19 protein-coding genes are annotated in these 14,494 nt (G+C 51.4%); all 19 read right to left on the bottom strand.

Annotated elements, in window-relative coordinates; all coding sequences use genetic code 11:
- Position 1 precedes the first annotated feature (1 nt).
- Positions 2–583 (bottom strand): YmfQ family protein, encoded by a 582-nt coding sequence (locus FDX24_RS00310; protein ID WP_137363642.1) that lies wholly within the window; start codon positions 581–583, stop codon positions 2–4.
- Complete coding sequence (locus FDX24_RS00315; RefSeq protein ID WP_137363643.1) at positions 574–1,632, bottom strand: baseplate J/gp47 family protein; 1,059 nt, start codon at positions 1,630–1,632, stop codon at positions 574–576. Before FDX24_RS00315 ends, FDX24_RS00310 begins: the two co-directional genes overlap by 10 nt.
- Complete coding sequence (locus FDX24_RS00320) at positions 1,619–2,044, bottom strand: phage GP46 family protein (protein WP_137363644.1); 426 nt, start codon at positions 2,042–2,044, stop codon at positions 1,619–1,621. The genes FDX24_RS00315 and FDX24_RS00320 overlap by 14 nt, the downstream gene beginning before the upstream one ends.
- Positions 2,044–2,592, bottom strand: a complete 549-nt coding sequence (locus tag FDX24_RS00325) for a phage baseplate assembly protein V (RefSeq protein ID WP_137363645.1) — start codon at positions 2,590–2,592, stop codon at positions 2,044–2,046. The genes FDX24_RS00320 and FDX24_RS00325 overlap by 1 nt, the downstream gene beginning before the upstream one ends.
- The gene (locus FDX24_RS00330; protein WP_137363646.1) at positions 2,592–3,671 is read right to left on the bottom strand and encodes a phage baseplate assembly protein; all 1,080 of its coding nucleotides are present in this window, start codon (positions 3,669–3,671) and stop codon (positions 2,592–2,594) included. Before FDX24_RS00330 ends, FDX24_RS00325 begins: the two co-directional genes overlap by 1 nt.
- Positions 3,668–4,969 carry a DNA circularization protein gene (locus FDX24_RS00335; RefSeq protein WP_137363647.1) on the bottom strand — a complete coding sequence of 434 codons (1,302 nt, stop codon included), beginning with the start codon at positions 4,967–4,969 and terminating at the stop codon, positions 3,668–3,670. The genes FDX24_RS00330 and FDX24_RS00335 overlap by 4 nt, the downstream gene beginning before the upstream one ends.
- 58 nt (positions 4,970–5,027) lie before the next feature.
- Positions 5,028–5,483: a hypothetical protein gene (locus tag FDX24_RS00340; protein ID WP_137363648.1), complete on the bottom strand. Its 456-nt coding sequence runs from the start codon at positions 5,481–5,483 to the stop codon at positions 5,028–5,030.
- 71 nt (positions 5,484–5,554) lie between these two features.
- Positions 5,555–7,327, bottom strand: coding sequence for a phage tail tape measure protein (locus FDX24_RS00345; RefSeq protein ID WP_137363649.1), 1,773 nt, complete (start codon positions 7,325–7,327; stop codon positions 5,555–5,557).
- A gap of 120 nt (positions 7,328–7,447) precedes the next feature.
- Positions 7,448–7,735 carry a phage tail assembly protein gene (locus FDX24_RS00355; RefSeq protein WP_137363650.1) on the bottom strand — a complete coding sequence of 96 codons (288 nt, stop codon included), beginning with the start codon at positions 7,733–7,735 and terminating at the stop codon, positions 7,448–7,450.
- Positions 7,735–8,091 (bottom strand): phage tail tube protein, encoded by a 357-nt coding sequence (locus tag FDX24_RS00360; RefSeq protein ID WP_088583004.1) that lies wholly within the window; start codon positions 8,089–8,091, stop codon positions 7,735–7,737. The genes FDX24_RS00355 and FDX24_RS00360 overlap by 1 nt, the downstream gene beginning before the upstream one ends.
- Entirely contained in the window at positions 8,091–9,590 is a 1,500-nt protein-coding gene (locus tag FDX24_RS00365) for a phage tail sheath subtilisin-like domain-containing protein (RefSeq protein ID WP_137363651.1), read from the bottom strand. The genes FDX24_RS00360 and FDX24_RS00365 overlap by 1 nt, the downstream gene beginning before the upstream one ends.
- Positions 9,580–9,756 (bottom strand): DUF2635 domain-containing protein, encoded by a 177-nt coding sequence (locus FDX24_RS00370; protein ID WP_137363652.1) that lies wholly within the window; start codon positions 9,754–9,756, stop codon positions 9,580–9,582. Before FDX24_RS00370 ends, FDX24_RS00365 begins: the two co-directional genes overlap by 11 nt.
- Before the next feature lie 8 nt (positions 9,757–9,764).
- Positions 9,765–10,325: a hypothetical protein gene (locus FDX24_RS00375; protein ID WP_137363653.1), complete on the bottom strand. Its 561-nt coding sequence runs from the start codon at positions 10,323–10,325 to the stop codon at positions 9,765–9,767.
- Positions 10,325–10,828 (bottom strand): hypothetical protein, encoded by a 504-nt coding sequence (locus FDX24_RS00380; protein WP_137363654.1) that lies wholly within the window; start codon positions 10,826–10,828, stop codon positions 10,325–10,327. The genes FDX24_RS00375 and FDX24_RS00380 overlap by 1 nt, the downstream gene beginning before the upstream one ends.
- Positions 10,803–11,216 (bottom strand): phage head closure protein, encoded by a 414-nt coding sequence (locus tag FDX24_RS00385; RefSeq protein ID WP_137363655.1) that lies wholly within the window; start codon positions 11,214–11,216, stop codon positions 10,803–10,805. The genes FDX24_RS00380 and FDX24_RS00385 overlap by 26 nt, the downstream gene beginning before the upstream one ends.
- On the bottom strand, positions 11,213–11,536 hold the full coding sequence (locus FDX24_RS00390; RefSeq protein ID WP_137363656.1) for a head-tail connector protein: 324 nt from the start codon (positions 11,534–11,536) through the stop codon (positions 11,213–11,215). The genes FDX24_RS00385 and FDX24_RS00390 overlap by 4 nt, the downstream gene beginning before the upstream one ends.
- A gap of 80 nt (positions 11,537–11,616) precedes the next feature.
- Positions 11,617–12,834 carry a phage major capsid protein gene (locus FDX24_RS00395; RefSeq protein WP_137363657.1) on the bottom strand — a complete coding sequence of 406 codons (1,218 nt, stop codon included), beginning with the start codon at positions 12,832–12,834 and terminating at the stop codon, positions 11,617–11,619.
- 9 nt (positions 12,835–12,843) lie between these two features.
- Complete coding sequence (locus tag FDX24_RS00400) at positions 12,844–13,443, bottom strand: HK97 family phage prohead protease (RefSeq protein ID WP_096846350.1); 600 nt, start codon at positions 13,441–13,443, stop codon at positions 12,844–12,846.
- Positions 13,436–14,494, bottom strand: a 1,059-nt coding sequence (locus tag FDX24_RS00405) for a phage portal protein (RefSeq protein ID WP_137363658.1), incomplete at its 5' end; no start/stop codon positions are given. The genes FDX24_RS00400 and FDX24_RS00405, both read right to left, overlap by 8 nt.

Raw genomic sequence — 14,494 nt, forward strand, 5'->3', positions numbered from 1 at the left:
GTTACGGATATTTGAATATTACGTAGGTATGGGACGGACAAAGTTTATTGATAACGCACTCGGCAACAGTATCACCCCAGTAACGAATGGGCGTTTCGCAATTGTCTGAGCAGGTCATCCAGGTGGCGTCCGTTGAAGCAGGCATATTTACCTGCCAGTAATAACGCCATTCAGTTGAATAGGTCGCATCCATACACGACGACGTACATTTGAAAGGTCCCTTGTTATAGCGCGTGATAGTGGCGCCGGGCTTCCCCAAAGCGGCCAGTTGACGAAGATAGAAATCTTCGTTGATTCCTCCGGTAAGATTAACTTTTGCGTCCAGCCGTTGCTGTCGCTGCCGTAACGTCTGTGTGCCTGATGGTATGCATTCATCAGGCAGACCGCAGCACCGCTCCCATCGGCCAATAAGTTCTGCTGTGGTACGCGGATCAAACTCCTGCATGAGTTCATCAGCACGCTGATGCACCCTGAGCAAAGAAGGCGCTACGCCACTTATCGCAACATCGTCAACTGACCATGCAGGTCCGGGTGGAAGCAGCGCACTCAGTAACTGGACATAATCATCATTACTCACGCCCACGTTATTACCCCCAGTACAGCCAGTTCATTTTTTGCAACTGGCGTATCAACTGTTGGAGAAAGTAGCTTATGGCTGTACTCACCGGCGGCTATAGAAATTGCCTCGTTTGTACGGGACAGCTCAAGCGTCCCTTCCGGATAGCCGTCACGCAGCAGGAATGAACGAAGCTCGGCCTCAACTGCGGCGCGTATTTCAGGAGTATCCGGGTTCAGGTCAATGGTGTAGTTGACCGTTTTTGGCGTCCCCTTAAATACATAGAGGTCTGAACCCGCTACGGGTGCCAACGGTTCAATATGTGCCTGAGCCGCAGCAACTGTTGCATCATCAAGAATCGGGTTAATCAGGTCGCTACTGGCAATCATAACGCCAACCGTTCCCGTCCCCATCCAGTGCCGGTATGTCCACGCGCGTGTTACGCCAGGCACTTCTTTTGCCCAGACAACATAATCACCGTCAGCGCCGCCTTGCGGGGTCCAGTAGTAACGTTCCAGAACCCGTGCCCGCCAGACCTCAAGGTCTTCAATATCAAAACCGCCAGCGATCGTATCGGCCATGCCGCCGGAAGGAAGTCCGTTAACCGGCGTAACCAGTGAGAGCGCCTCACCATCATCCATATTTCCGGTCATACCTGTCATGCTGCAGACAACGGGTACACGAAGCACGCCACCGGCACTTATTGCGTCTGCCTGAACGATGTACTGGACGAGGTCGTCACGCTGAATTACCAATCCTGCACTCACTTTGAGCCCGTTCGTTACGCCATCCCAGCGCATAAAACCTGATGCGGACACAGCCTCTTTTCTCGGGCAGCGTTTCAACGCCGCATGCCGATAAAGCCATGACTCATCGCAAAGATCAGGCAGCATATTCATCGCCAGATAATCGATATAGCCATAAACCGTATGCAGCGCCCCGGCATAAACCTTGGCCCTGACATCTTCATCCATGCGGCGAAGCTCATCATTGATGTCAAGGCGTGCAAAAAGGTCTGTGCGGATCATGCTGATGTTTTCGGCCAATGTTGGCCGCTGAAATTCACTGTCCGCCATTGGTGATTACACTCCACAGATCGTTAAAAGAAATCGTTACCGGACCATCCCGGCGCCAGAGGACGATCGTATTCCCCAGCTCATTAATACCGGTTCGCTGGATATCAATGTCGATACGAGATACCACACCGTCATCCTGCATCCACTGAAGAGCTTCACGCAGATAGTTACGCACGGTATTCACCAGGGCATTAGTGAGCTTGCTCCGCTGGAGTAGCCACAATTTCGAACCATAACGGTCGTTCGCGACAACCGGCCAGGTATCGCCCCACCACCCCATCGGAACATCAGCGTTATCATCAGGATCGGCGCGGCGGTGGGTGAATAAAGAAATCACTACAGCGCGGGTTAGCGGGTCAAGCTGAGAACCGGCGCTTACCCGTTTCCCATTTACCTTAAGCCAAAGCTCCATCACACCCCCATTTGTTTATCAGGTGTATCGGTGTTATTGCCCTGCCCATTTTCTCTGTGTTTATGCCCGTTATAAGCAACACGCATCGCCGACATTGTCTGGCCAGAAGTATCACAGAGGTCTTTGATCTGGCCCGTTGACTCAATATCCATTTCAAAGCGGGCTTTAGGCGCGTTTTTGAACGTAATCACCTTGCCACCACCATCAACAACAATCCCGGCGCGTGTCAGCGTGACTGACTGCCCCTGGTCATCGTAGATAGCGACCTCTCCCGTTTTGAGCCCCTTCATGCGATAGCGACGATCGGACACGGTGATCGCAACGGCGTGAGAACGGTCGCCGTCAGGAAACAGAACAACAGCCTCAGCACCCGCTTTTGCACGAGAAGTGAAGCCATAGGGTTCAAGGTGCTCAATGCCCGCCTTTTGCTGCCCAGCCAGTAACTCAACATCTATCATCTGGCACTTAGAAGCCGCGTTGATACTCTTCACCACAGCGCGGCCAATGAGTCCTAACAGTTGCCTTTGCAGACTTTGCATCACGTTCATCAGAACGGGTCCTCTTTGACTTTCCGTTTTTTGCCACGCTTCTTGCTGTCATTTTCAGGTTCTGGCAGATAGGCATCCGGCGGCCCGACACGTAGTTCGGTTATTGTGCCGTTGTTGTCTTTAGTGAATGACACTTCAGAAATGAGCAGCTCGCGGTTATTGAAGCCACAAATGGGGTCATAGACGATAACGCGCTGGTTTGGTTGCCACAGTGAACCGTCACCCTGCCGCCAGCCCCACACTGTGTACGTGGTTTCATCGGTACGTGCAGCTCGCTGGCGCGCCTCGAATTCAGCACGCGCAATACAACTGGCTCCTGTTGACTGGCCCGTCTGCTGTACTGCCATGGGACGATAGCGGCCAATTAATGCGTCTGTTGTTTTTGCGCGAAGCGCCGTTGTTGTCGCAGCCCCAAAATCATCATCGTTTCCGGCACGCTGCCCCGATACCTGGTAGGTTGAAAAACGTTCACGAATGCTTTTCTCGGTATCGCAGGAAATAACGTTTTTACCCAGCACCAGAGCTGTATTAGCCCGCGTGCTACCAATGCCGCCGATAACAAGCCTGCCTCGTGGGTCGTCGTAGGCAAGCGCCTGCTGTTGTCCAAGCATCTTGTTGAGGACTTCGATAACCGTTTCACCGTGATCGGGTTGTACACCGGGAATAGCGCCACCCGGTGCACCAGCGTTTACAACCGCTATACCGAAAGGTCTGGCGAGCGCCGATGCTACCTGAACGAGGGATTGTCCATTGAACTGAGTCGGCTCAGCGGAACAATCAATCAGATCGGCGGTAAGGCTCCGCCCGCTAATTCCGACACTAATTGATCGCGCATCATAGCGAACCGGCGTTGCTTCAACCCAACCGGTAACCACCAGGTCAACACCGATTAGAACTTCAACCTTGTCGCCGTTTTTAACCCTGGGCTGAAGTGACGCAACACCATCACCACCGGGCCACTGGCGGGTAATCTCTACACTAAAATCTCGGGCCAAACGCTCAATCCCGCAACCAATACGAATTGACGTCCAGCCCCCCCACTCACGACCGTTAACACGGAGAGTCACGTTATCGTTCATCGTACAGGAACCCTCAGCGGAGCTACCGGCACAAAGCCCGGGTGAGCCACAGCATTGCGCCTGACAATGTCAGATTCCCGTGAAGCGTTATCGAACCAGGTTGCCGCCAGAACCAGTGCAGGAGTTACCTCATCAGGCGTTCTGATAACTGTCTTTTGGGTCTGTATCAGGCGGTGTTTTATGTCGTTGTTAAGGTCAGACTTCACTCTGCGCAAAGCCAGAAACAAACGATCATCGGTCGTGCGGGATAGTTCTTTATCAATAGCAGTATTCAGCGTGTCACGGATATCGACCAGATCATCCCATGTAGGCACGTCGACAACTGTCGCTTCATCAGGAGCATTATTCAGCTCAGGATGAGTAACAGAAGGCCAGCCAGTGGACTGCTGGCTTTGCTCGCCTGTCGTGACAACTGGAGCAGGTAACGTCGTGACAGCATAAGCCGCTTCGCTTATTGCTGTTGTGCGAACCGCGCTGGCAACATAATTATTTTGCTGTTTCTGGCTCTGTGTCGTCCTGCTGTCCGTTTTCCATACGCCACGCGGTGCCAGATCACTCCCCATGGAGACACCTGAAAAGTTTTTGATCATTGTAAACAGGTCGCTGGCATTACCAGAGAGCCGATTCCCCGAACGCCACATTGCCTGCAGCTGGTCAACGAAGCCCTTGCCTGAAGATGGCGGCGGGAGCAGAACAGAGATATCCCCCTGCATTAGCCGTGCGGCGGCGGAAATACCAGAATCGACCATCACCATTTTGTCAGAGACATAGCCCAGCATGTTGGTCGCATCGTCAATCACACCGCTCTGGACGAAATCAGGCATTCCGTCCATGCCAAACTGGTCGAAGTTATCGCTGATGCAGTCATCAAGAGCAGAGCAGGAAGATACCAGCGTGTTGGCCGTAGCGGCCCCTGATGTCGGATAAGTTAGTTCACCAGCCTCAACGAAACGAAGATCAAAGCGCACCATGCGCCCTTCACTGCTGGATGAACTCACGTTAATTTCGCCATCGACGCAAACGCTCATCTCGCCATATGCTGGATGGATAAGGGTCCCCGGCCCCGGCTTATTGAGAGCCTCAATTAGTCTGTCACGTTGCTCATAGCAGTCATCGCCGATGACATACCCAGAAAATTTAGGTCTTGAAGTTGCTTTACCCAGGTCTTCCGTATAGGGCTTATTACGGTTCACAAATTCGTGTGTTTCGACGCGCCGCCCAGCGGTTAGACTCTCGTCTTCAGTTTTGAACGGAACGCCACGAAACGACGCATCCACCAGCCGATCTTTCCACGCCATATAAACTCCGGGCATAAAAAAACCCGCCGCAGCGGGATTTATTTGAATGTAGAGGAAATCATGAAGGTTTTACTATCTTACAGTTAATCCATTTTATCCCAGACTCACCGTTTTTATTAACACCAGCCCTTACCTCCCCCTTCTTTAATATATCAACAAAAAACTGTCCGCTTGGCATTTTAAAGATATAACTCATACCGATAACTTCATCAGACATAAAATTATCATCAGGTGACATGGTGACAATTGATGTTATTTGGGCAGGGGTTTCTCCTGAGTCTTTAAAAACAAAAGCTCCAACTGACTTATTAATATCATAGGAGACATTCGAAACTACAATTTTCCCACTAGCCGACTTGATCGGGCAATCAATATCAATTGATGCGTTTATCTCACCATTTCCATCAGCTGCAGTTTTAGTCTCATTAACAAATGAGGAGGCAAGACCATCTTTCGCAATTGCTAAGTGCGGCAAAGCCATCAGCAGCCCAACAGCTAATAAATTGTATTTCATTTCCATTCCCTGTTTTGAGTGCTTACATTCACGCTAACCATCATACAAATGGCTCTATTGGTCAAGCATGATCACCCACCCATTCCAATTCTCCCAATTCTTGTGTAACCAACATCATGGTTTACATCGATGCCAGAAGACTTTGTGCCAGTAACATTCATTCCGACTGGAGCATTTTTAAAGTCTACAGTCACTGTTGCTTCTGGCTTGCTGTGGATTTTATTTATGCTGTATTGATTATATTCTTGGTATGGTGTGCCTGAACCATACATCCCATACCCACCAGCGCCATAATGCGAAGCATTCATACTAACGCTGGCATCGCTAGCGCCATCAGTGAACCATTCAATGATCGGTTTTAATTTTTCCCACATGTCCTGGAACCACTTCACGACAGGGCCCCAGTTATTAATAATCAGACCTAAGGGAGTCCAGCCGAACACGGTTTTAAAAAGCTCCCAACCAGTAGCGAAGTAAGGCGATATTGCTTCCCACATGTTTTTAAAAAATGGGCCGACAACATCCCAGTTCGCAATTAATAACCCTGCTGCAAGTGCAATACCTCGGATAATTAAACCTATTGGCGAAGCGCTAGCGACGAACGACATAACTTTCAGAGCCATACTAACTCCCGCCACTGCGACGCGAAGCGCCACAAAGCCAGCAGCAGCGCCAAGCAACGCACGAACCATGGCTGGGTTTCGTGATACAAAATCCGTTGATTTCTGAATAAGAGGCATTAGCCCAGAAGCGCTAGCATTAATCTGTGGTAATAGCGCATTACCAAGCGCCACACCAGCATGTATAGCCTGATTTCGTAAGAGTTGTAACTGGTTTGCTGTTGTTGCCGCACGAGCTTCATACTCTTTTTGCATTGAGCCGGTATACTGCGACGCATCTCCAACCATATTGAAGTTTTTCTTCAGTAGGTCGAGGTTCGTTAGCAGCGGTGCAATTGCGCCAATAGACTCCTTGCCAAAGAGCGCGTTCAGTGCTTTCGGCTGCCTGGCCTTATCCAGTTTCGAAATACTTTCGAGAACCTTCAGCATTGTGCCCTGGGCGTCTTTTTGCATATCAGCGGCGAGCTTCTTGGAGTTAAACCCAAGGAACTGGAATGCTTCCTGCTGCTGCTTTGAGCCACCAGTAATTGCCAGCATGAAGTTCTTAATACCTGTAGCTGCAACTTCCTGCTCAACACCAACACCAGCTAAGGTTGCCCCTAACGCTGCAATTTGACCTGAAGCAATACCGGCAACCGCGCCAAGTGGCCCAATACGGGTGATGATGTCAGATATTTGCTGAGCATTAGCTGCGCCATTGTTCGACAAGTAGTTAATTTTATCCGCAAGAGAAACAACTTCCTGTTGAGTCATCTTAAATGACGTTCTCCACTTCGCCATCATGTCGCCAGATTGATCCGCAGACTGGTCAAAGGCGACCCCCATTTTCAGGGCGTCCTCAGCAAATTGCTTCAAATCTTCTCGCGCGATACCAGCCTGTCCGCCGGCCGCCACCAATTTTGCAATATCGTTCGCGGCCATTGGCAGGCGATCCGACATTTTTAAGATGTCTTCCCCCATTTCAGCGAACTGCTTTGGTGTATCAAAATCGACAACTTTGCGAACATCAGCCATCTGCGATTCAAAATCAATAGCAGCTTTCGCGCCTGCAATAAATGGGGCGGCAAATGCGCCGCCACCAATCAGATCACCTACAGAAAAATCACCCAAGCCGCTGGATTTAATGCCCTTCTGAAAACCTTTAATTTTCTTCTGCATTGAAGACAACGCAGGAGAGAGTTTGTCTACCCCAGTAATAAGGGCTTTCAGTTCAAATTCAGCCATTTTTATTTTCCTGAATTATGCGATTGGCCTGTTCTGCAAATAAGCCGAGCACTGAAAACGGTTCGTCGAGCATTTCAAGTGGATTGATGCGCCAATATTTGGCGCAATCAAAATAATGATTCAGGAGTTGTCCTGCGCTGAGTTCCCGAGGAAAAAACCCACAATCTCCCAACTGATAGTATTCAGATCGGAAGGTTGCATTTCATCAACTGAACTTGGTGGAACACCGGCCAGCCGTGAAATGTATTTGGCAATTACACCTGCATCCATTTTCACACCAGCATCACCACTTGCTGTATATGGGAAGCCGAGCTCACGAACATCCTTTCCCGTCGGCTCGCGCAGTTCCAGCACATGGAGCTCATCACCATGAGCACTAACTGATTTACTGAGTTTAATTTCTTTCATTACTGGTAATCCCCTTCTTCACCGTGGAATTCAAGATCCGCCGTACCTTCTTCGGCGTTGTGGTTTGCTTCACCGTGCAGCCAGGCTGACGACAAGACATAAACCTGACCGTTTGCCAGTTCGGCTGTAATGGTCATCTGGTCTGAGGTCGTGACCTTGTTGACCGGAAAATCTTTCGGCACTTTGAAGGTGCCTTTGATATAGGGCGCGCGGTGCGTTTCTTTACGATCCACCGAGCCATCAAGGCCAATGACATCATCATTGACCTTAGTATTCATCGGCACCTCAATACCGCCGGTCATGGATAATTGCTGGCCATCAATTTTGAAATAACAGGTACCTGCAATGCGCGCCATTATGCGGACTCCTCTTGATACTGAAGGCGGAACTGGTTAACGACCGCAAACACTCGCAGCTGGTTAACATAGTCAGGTGGGAACAGAGTGTTGAGCCGGTTCGGGTCAGTCGCGTCACGCTCAACAATGAGGTATTGCTTGAACAGATCGTAGTTCTCCACGATCCCGGCACGCTCCATCTGACGATAGGCCGCCAGCAGTTCCCCTTTGATAACAGCCGGGGTAACAATCGCCTGACCAGGACCGAAGCGCGTACCGTCGTTCGCCAGTTTATGACGGCCATATTTGCTGGTAATAACCGATTTCAGCCTGCGCAGGACATAAGCGCTGGTATGCAGCGTCTCGCTGTCGAGATAGCTGTTATCGGCAACACCATAGGCGTTTTTCTTGTACGTTGTAACGTCGCGCTGAATGCGCAGCGTGCCGCTTTCAACGTATGACGTTGCAATCCCATGCGACAGCAGAGACTGCTGTTCGGTCATCGTGAAGCGCTTCCCTTTTGGTGCCGGTAGCATATCCACGAGTTCACCTGTCTGGGTTGGACGCGCCGGATCGTTACGGATAAAGACCGCATTACGTGCGGTGCGACTGGCTGCCAGTTCATCTGCCGGAGTCTGAGTTTCTTTCTCGTACCCGGCCAGGGTGATGTGCTGTTGGTTAAGCTGATCGCCTGCGGCAACCAGATCAGAAAGCGTTCCGAGTTTTGCGGTATAAACGTGGCCATAAAGCTGGCGCGCATAGCTCCAGCGACCGCTGGTATCGTTCATTTCGCTGACAAATGCATTCACCGAAGCCAAATCGCTGAACGGATGACCAATATAATCAAACGGCTCATCGGCCATGGCGGCAATAGCACCGTTGAGTACCGGAGCCCCCGTTCCGGCAGTGCCTGCGGCGACGGCTACAGCTATGCCTGCGGGCAAAACCTCCCCGCCACCGTAACCGTAATAATTCAGAACCACGGGGATGTCATTCCCGCTCAGCCCTTTATGACGCGCTGTCAGAGTGACCACGCCAGCAGCAGACGAAGCGATAACCGGCAATGTCGGATCAGCATTGATTGCATCTTTAATGCCCGATGCCACAGCCTCAACATCATCACCGCTTACAACTGCCGCCTGAATACGAGTACGCCCGACATAAACATTCACCGTGCCGCTCTCAGTTGCTGCGCCAGTTACGGTCAGGGTATACGTGGCCGCCACTCCTGCCGCTGGCTCAGGGACAGCAATGATGTAAAGCTCACCAAAAGGATCTGTTTTACGATACGCAGCAACCATGCGTGCAAGCTGACTACCGGGACCACAAACCTGTTTCGCATAATCAGCAGATGGCATCAGTACCAGCGAATCAGGCTCAATTGCCGCACCAGTGTTTGCGTGACCCAGCAGCAACGACGGCGCTGACTCCTGACTTGTATTTGCCGCCGAATTATCCATCTCAGCATAAAACAGTGGCACCAGCGTATTTGCCGGGATAGTGCTGAAACTAACGGTCATTGGTTTCCACCTTTTTCTGTTTAACTTTGTTCACGCGCCTGATATCGCCAGCGGCTTCCCGGCGCAGCCAGTAACTGCTTTCTTCAACATTTCGCCCTTCAACAGGCAAAAGGTCGCCTCGGGCAGGGTCAGGTACTGACCGCCCGTTTTGGGGTTTTACAAACATGGGTTTCCTCAGGAGGGAAGAGTTATCTCTGTGTGATGCTCGGGCTCCCCATCAGGGCCATGTCCCGGATCGATAAAATCAACATCAATCGCCAGCGTTTTAAAATCAGCCAGATCGTTCAGTTCATCCTGCTGGCGGGTGTCATCTTCTGACAGCTCATTCAATACAGTGAAGTCGAACTGGTAGCTCAGTTCATGCCGGTTCACATCAAGCAACGTACCACCTGCATAGATGATCGGGTTTCCGCACTCTTCAGGATTCCAGCCCAGGAGCGCTTTAAACAGTGACTGTCGCACATCGTGAACAACATCATATGAGGCAAACTGACCGCGTTCATCCCGGCCATTGCTGACAAACACAATGACGGCAAACCCTTCGGTTAAATCCTGCCAGTAGTCAGTCTGGCTCTTCTGTTCCCCTGGCGAATCATCGCCGGGAACAACATAAGCCGCCGGCAGTTTCATCTTTCCGACTTCCGGCAAGTCCTTAAACTGCGCAGCACCTGCTACACGATTCTGGAATTCCGGGCAACGCGCCCGTAGTGCTGCAATAATCGGGGCCAGTTTCATCAGCGTCGCCTCTCCGGTTTGAGTGATAGCCTCAGTTCACGCGTCAGGTAGTAACGCGTCCACGGGTTGTTTTTGTTGAGTGTCTCAACCATGAAATTATTACGCGGGGCCAGACGCCAGCCGCTACCACCAGAAGCACCACGGTGATGACTGCGCCGACGTTTTGCGCCACCGCGCACACCGTAGAAGAGAAATGCCGGGTAAAAATCGCCAGTGATGAGCCGGTTACCCTGCCCGTTCCTCTGGTTCGGTGCAATATGTGCCATAAAACCGGGTCGCCGCCCACTTGCTTTTGGCACCATGTAGCCAATGGATTTTGCCAGGCGGCCTGTCTGGTATCCTGGGTTCTCACCTGGTTCAGATCGACCGCGACGCATCACCAGACGGCGTGCGTCGCGCATATGGCGCTGGCCGATGGTGACAAAGGCACGCCGGACACGCGCGCGGTTGAAGCGCATTTCGTTCGGCTGCTGAAAATCAACGTGTAAAAAGGGTTCCGCCACTGGAATTCCCCCCGGTATTTTCTGTAAATGAACCCAGTTCGGTGCACTCAAGAAGCAGAAACCGTCGTTTACTGTTTAGATCACGAACACGTTTCACGCGGTACACCTCATCTCCCTTCACCACTTCAAAATCGCTGGTAATTCCGCGGCGCCAGCGAATGGTGATGTAATGCGTGATCACGTTATCGGTCTGAGCCGTTTCCAGGTATGTCGTCGCGCTGGTCTGGATTACCTTAGCCCAGACCGGAAATACCACCGGATATTCAGATTCGGTACCAAAATCAGCAGAAGGGACATCAACCCGTTTTCTGAGTATCACCCGTTTATCAAGCTCCCCCGGATCGGGTAGCAGGTATGTCGCACTTGTTTGCGCCTGTCTCAGTTTCATAATGGGATGAACCGATGAGGACCGACGAGCCAGTTGAAAGACTGTGGCATTTCTGTTTTTTCAACCTCGGATACCGATGAGCGGTTCTCGTAAAAATGCGTTACGAGAAGCAGCATCCCAAGCTTGATATCGTCGGTTAAAACCAGTCCATCGGGATCATTATCTGAAACACCTGAATTAGCATCGTATAGCGTTCGATTCAGAAAGCTTTCTGTACGCTTCTGAACCGCACCGCCCAGAAGTGTCAGCAGCTCATCTTCATCGTCGTAATCGTCCTCCAGGCGCAACTGACTTTTAATTTCTTCCAGTGTCAGAAGCATAAAACCTCCGTGCCCGTCAGATGACGGGCATAAAAAAACCGCTCTCGCGGCATCATATAAAACAGGATGAATAATTATGCTTAGGCCGGTTTACCCACCAGCGCTTTGATGGCTGCCGTATCTTCCAGCACACAATCGAAGCGGTGGAATGCCAGGAACGCCGTCTGATCGTATTCTGCATAACGCTCAACCAGGCGCTTCAGAGTCATATAGGAAACCCGGCGAACGATGAAGCGGTTAAAATCGCCCAGGAAAATAAACTTTTTGCTAGCTGCCGCAGCATCAATTGCCTGATCAATTACATACGGAATACCCAGAACTGTCGCAGGGGAGCCACCAACAACATCAGGAAGCCACAATGGACGTTTCTGATCATCCACCATCTCTTCAATCACCTGAAGCGTCCCGTCGTTAAATGCCCAACGGAATTTTGGACCACCCCGGTAAGCCGGATCGATTGCATGCTTCAGGCTATTCATTTCCTGCCAGGTGAATGTAGCTGCTGCTGCCGCAGAAACAGTACCGGTAACTGAAGCCGCCAGCCCTTTTGGCTGCAACGGTGCGCCAGCCCCCGTGCCCTGCACCAGATATTTAGCTTCGCCGCGGCCAATACGTTGCGCAATACGCCCCGCAAGGTATGCTTCGATATCTACACCACTGTCCTGCAGCAGTTCGTTAGAAACGCGGATGATTTTGGATGACAGCTTCTTAGCACCCAGGATCGCGGTGCCGAACGTCACATCACCTTCACTGGCCGCACTGTTTTCTGCGAGCAGTTCGCCTTCTTCAGCGGTCCCGTCAGATGTGGACCAGGTAATATCCTGACCGTTGGAGGTATTGAGAATCTGAGAAACGCTCGCGATCCCGCCGTAGGCCTTCATTGCATCAATGATGGTATTGCGCATCTGGGTCGGTACGGTATAACCGCCCTTATCGTCAGGGGTGGTGCCCTGAGCGCGAAGCTCTTTAACGGCCTGGCGTTCTTCCGCCGTCAGTTCACCAAAGCCATGACGCAGCAGGCGGTCAAAAGCAGCAGCGCGACGCTCTTCTGCCTGCATCTCAGGGGTGTTCTGGCGCTGGCGCTGTTCCGGCTCCTGCTCATCAATTACATTCTGATCGTGACGGCGCAGCTCTTCTTCACGGGAAATACGCTCATCAAGCGAATCCAGCTCAGATTTTGCAGTGTTCCACTGAGTGCGCTGCTCATCGGTCCAGGTCGCATCGCCAATTTTATCGTGTAGAGCACGCATATCAGTGGCGATAGTATTACGTTTTTGCTTCAGTTCGTGCAATTTCATAGTTTTTCCTTACGCGTTAAGAAGAGTCAGCAGGCGCTCACGCGCCATTCGTTGATTAATGGCTTGCGCCAGCGCGCCGCTGTCGCGCGCTTCCTGCCAGGCTTTCATGGAACGAATTCCAGAATCTGCCTCCTGATATGCCGGATAAGTCACCGGACTGACATCAAAAAGGCGTGAAAAACGGTTAATTTCGCGAATGACTATCCCTTCTTCGTCCTGATACCAGTTCTCACCATCATGGGCGATCCGGAATGCAAACGACGACTGATTGATATCACCGCGCATCATCGGAGCCAGTACCAGATCGCGGATAGTCTGGGTATCAGGAGCAGAAATATCGTAGCGAAGACCTTTATCATCGACGCTAACGCTCAACGTGCCGGAGGCACTGCGCCCGAGAATAAAGTTCGGGTCATGGTTAAATAACCCACGGATATCGTCACCAAGCACATCATCGAAAGCGCCTGGTTTGATAATTTCGCGGAATCCCCAAAGGGGTTCTGAGCGACTGTTAAACACCGAGCCGTAACCGATAATTCGCGTGGGCTGCTCGCCCTGCTGCTCGGCACGGACCTCACCGCTGTAACAGCGAGTCTCGCGATCACTCATCGGTTTTATCCTCTTCGGTTTTGGTGGTTTTGAAATCGTTAGCCGGATTGGCGGCATTAACGCTAACAAGCATTTCGTCCAGGCCGTCGACAGGGTTCATATCCTCGAAAGCGCGTGCTTCGTTGCGGCTCATCCACCCATCGGTGATGGCAAAGTGATAGAACTGCGCGCGTTCTTGCGGGGTACCCCGTAACAGGCCTGTGAGGTTAAACCGGACGTAATATCCGGCAGCCAGCTCAGAGCGAGTAAATAGACGGCGGTTTAGTTCCTGCTCCCAGTTCGTCACCCATGGCATCATGGAGTAGCGGACAAACTGAATTGCCTGCTGTGTGATATTGCTGAAAGTGGCTTTTTCGAGGTCATTAATCATGTGTGCCGGCACGTTAAAAATTCCGGCGATCATCGAACGATTGAGTTTTGACATGTCAATAATCTGGGCGTCAATTGGCGATACAGTCAGCGCCTTGTAGTCCAGATCGGCAGGCAGCAGCATGGTTTTGTTCTCTTGGCTGCGTAATGCTTGCGCCGCCTTCTGCCACTGCTCTTTAAGCCAGCCCCAGCTTTCCTTAGTGAGTCCGCTTTTAACAGATACAATCCCTGCCGGGCGGGCATTGCCGCTGAAGAAGCTTTCCGTGTACTTCTGGCCGCTCATCCCCATACCTATTGTTTCGGCATGCTGCATTACAGGGCTAAGCCCCATTTTCTGGTTATTACCCAGTGCCCGGATGTGGATCATATCGTCAGGGCTGATGGCGAAAGAGCCCTCTTCGTTATACAACCCGTAGGTGTAACGCCCGCCAGTATTGATCAGGGTCGTTTCCCACGGCATACAGCAATCCAGGGCGATAACTTCTCCGCGCCTGCTGCGCTTAACCCGGGTGTACCCGTTACCCCATCCGAGGATGTGGCGTTGCTTCAGCTCTCGCCATTTATAGCTGGTCTGCCAGGTATTTGGTTCATCATGTACCAGATAAAACGCCGGATGATCCCGTGCTGGTTCAACCTTTCCATTATGCTTACTGTAGTGGTCAAGTAATACTGGCCACAGTTT

Source organism: Citrobacter sp. wls716, from assembly GCF_005280975.1.
In the GTDB taxonomy this organism is placed as follows: Bacteria; Pseudomonadota; Gammaproteobacteria; order Enterobacterales; family Enterobacteriaceae; genus Citrobacter; species Citrobacter youngae.

Bases quoted from the DNA above. Each gene is read 5' to 3' on its own strand.
- FDX24_RS00400 (WP_096846350.1), bottom strand. From the start codon at position 13,443: ATGAGTGATCGCGAGACTCGCTGTTACAGCGGTGAGGTCCGTGCCGAG.
- FDX24_RS00390 (WP_137363656.1), bottom strand. From the start codon at position 11,536: ATGCTTCTGACACTGGAAGAAATTAAAAGTCAGTTGCGCCTGGAGGAC.
- FDX24_RS00355 (WP_137363650.1), bottom strand. From the start codon at position 7,735: ATGAAAGAAATTAAACTCAGTAAATCAGTTAGTGCTCATGGTGATGAG.
- FDX24_RS00320 (WP_137363644.1), bottom strand. From the start codon at position 2,044: ATGGAGCTTTGGCTTAAGGTAAATGGGAAACGGGTAAGCGCCGGTTCT.
- FDX24_RS00375 (WP_137363653.1), bottom strand. From the start codon at position 10,325: ATGAAACTGGCCCCGATTATTGCAGCACTACGGGCGCGTTGCCCGGAA.
- FDX24_RS00345 (WP_137363649.1), bottom strand. From the start codon at position 7,327: ATGGCTGAATTTGAACTGAAAGCCCTTATTACTGGGGTAGACAAACTC.
- FDX24_RS00395 (WP_137363657.1), bottom strand. From the start codon at position 12,834: ATGAAATTGCACGAACTGAAGCAAAAACGTAATACTATCGCCACTGAT.
- FDX24_RS00325 (WP_137363645.1), bottom strand. From the start codon at position 2,592: ATGAACGTGATGCAAAGTCTGCAAAGGCAACTGTTAGGACTCATTGGC.
- FDX24_RS00330 (WP_137363646.1), bottom strand. From the start codon at position 3,671: ATGAACGATAACGTGACTCTCCGTGTTAACGGTCGTGAGTGGGGGGGC.
- FDX24_RS00315 (WP_137363643.1), bottom strand. From the start codon at position 1,632: ATGGCGGACAGTGAATTTCAGCGGCCAACATTGGCCGAAAACATCAGC.
- FDX24_RS00370 (WP_137363652.1), bottom strand. From the start codon at position 9,756: ATGTTTGTAAAACCCCAAAACGGGCGGTCAGTACCTGACCCTGCCCGA.
- FDX24_RS00385 (WP_137363655.1), bottom strand. From the start codon at position 11,216: ATGAAACTGAGACAGGCGCAAACAAGTGCGACATACCTGCTACCCGAT.
- FDX24_RS00365 (WP_137363651.1), bottom strand. From the start codon at position 9,590: ATGACCGTTAGTTTCAGCACTATCCCGGCAAATACGCTGGTGCCACTG.
- FDX24_RS00335 (WP_137363647.1), bottom strand. From the start codon at position 4,969: ATGGCGTGGAAAGATCGGCTGGTGGATGCGTCGTTTCGTGGCGTTCCG.
- FDX24_RS00340 (WP_137363648.1), bottom strand. From the start codon at position 5,483: ATGAAATACAATTTATTAGCTGTTGGGCTGCTGATGGCTTTGCCGCAC.
- FDX24_RS00360 (WP_088583004.1), bottom strand. From the start codon at position 8,091: ATGGCGCGCATTGCAGGTACCTGTTATTTCAAAATTGATGGCCAGCAA.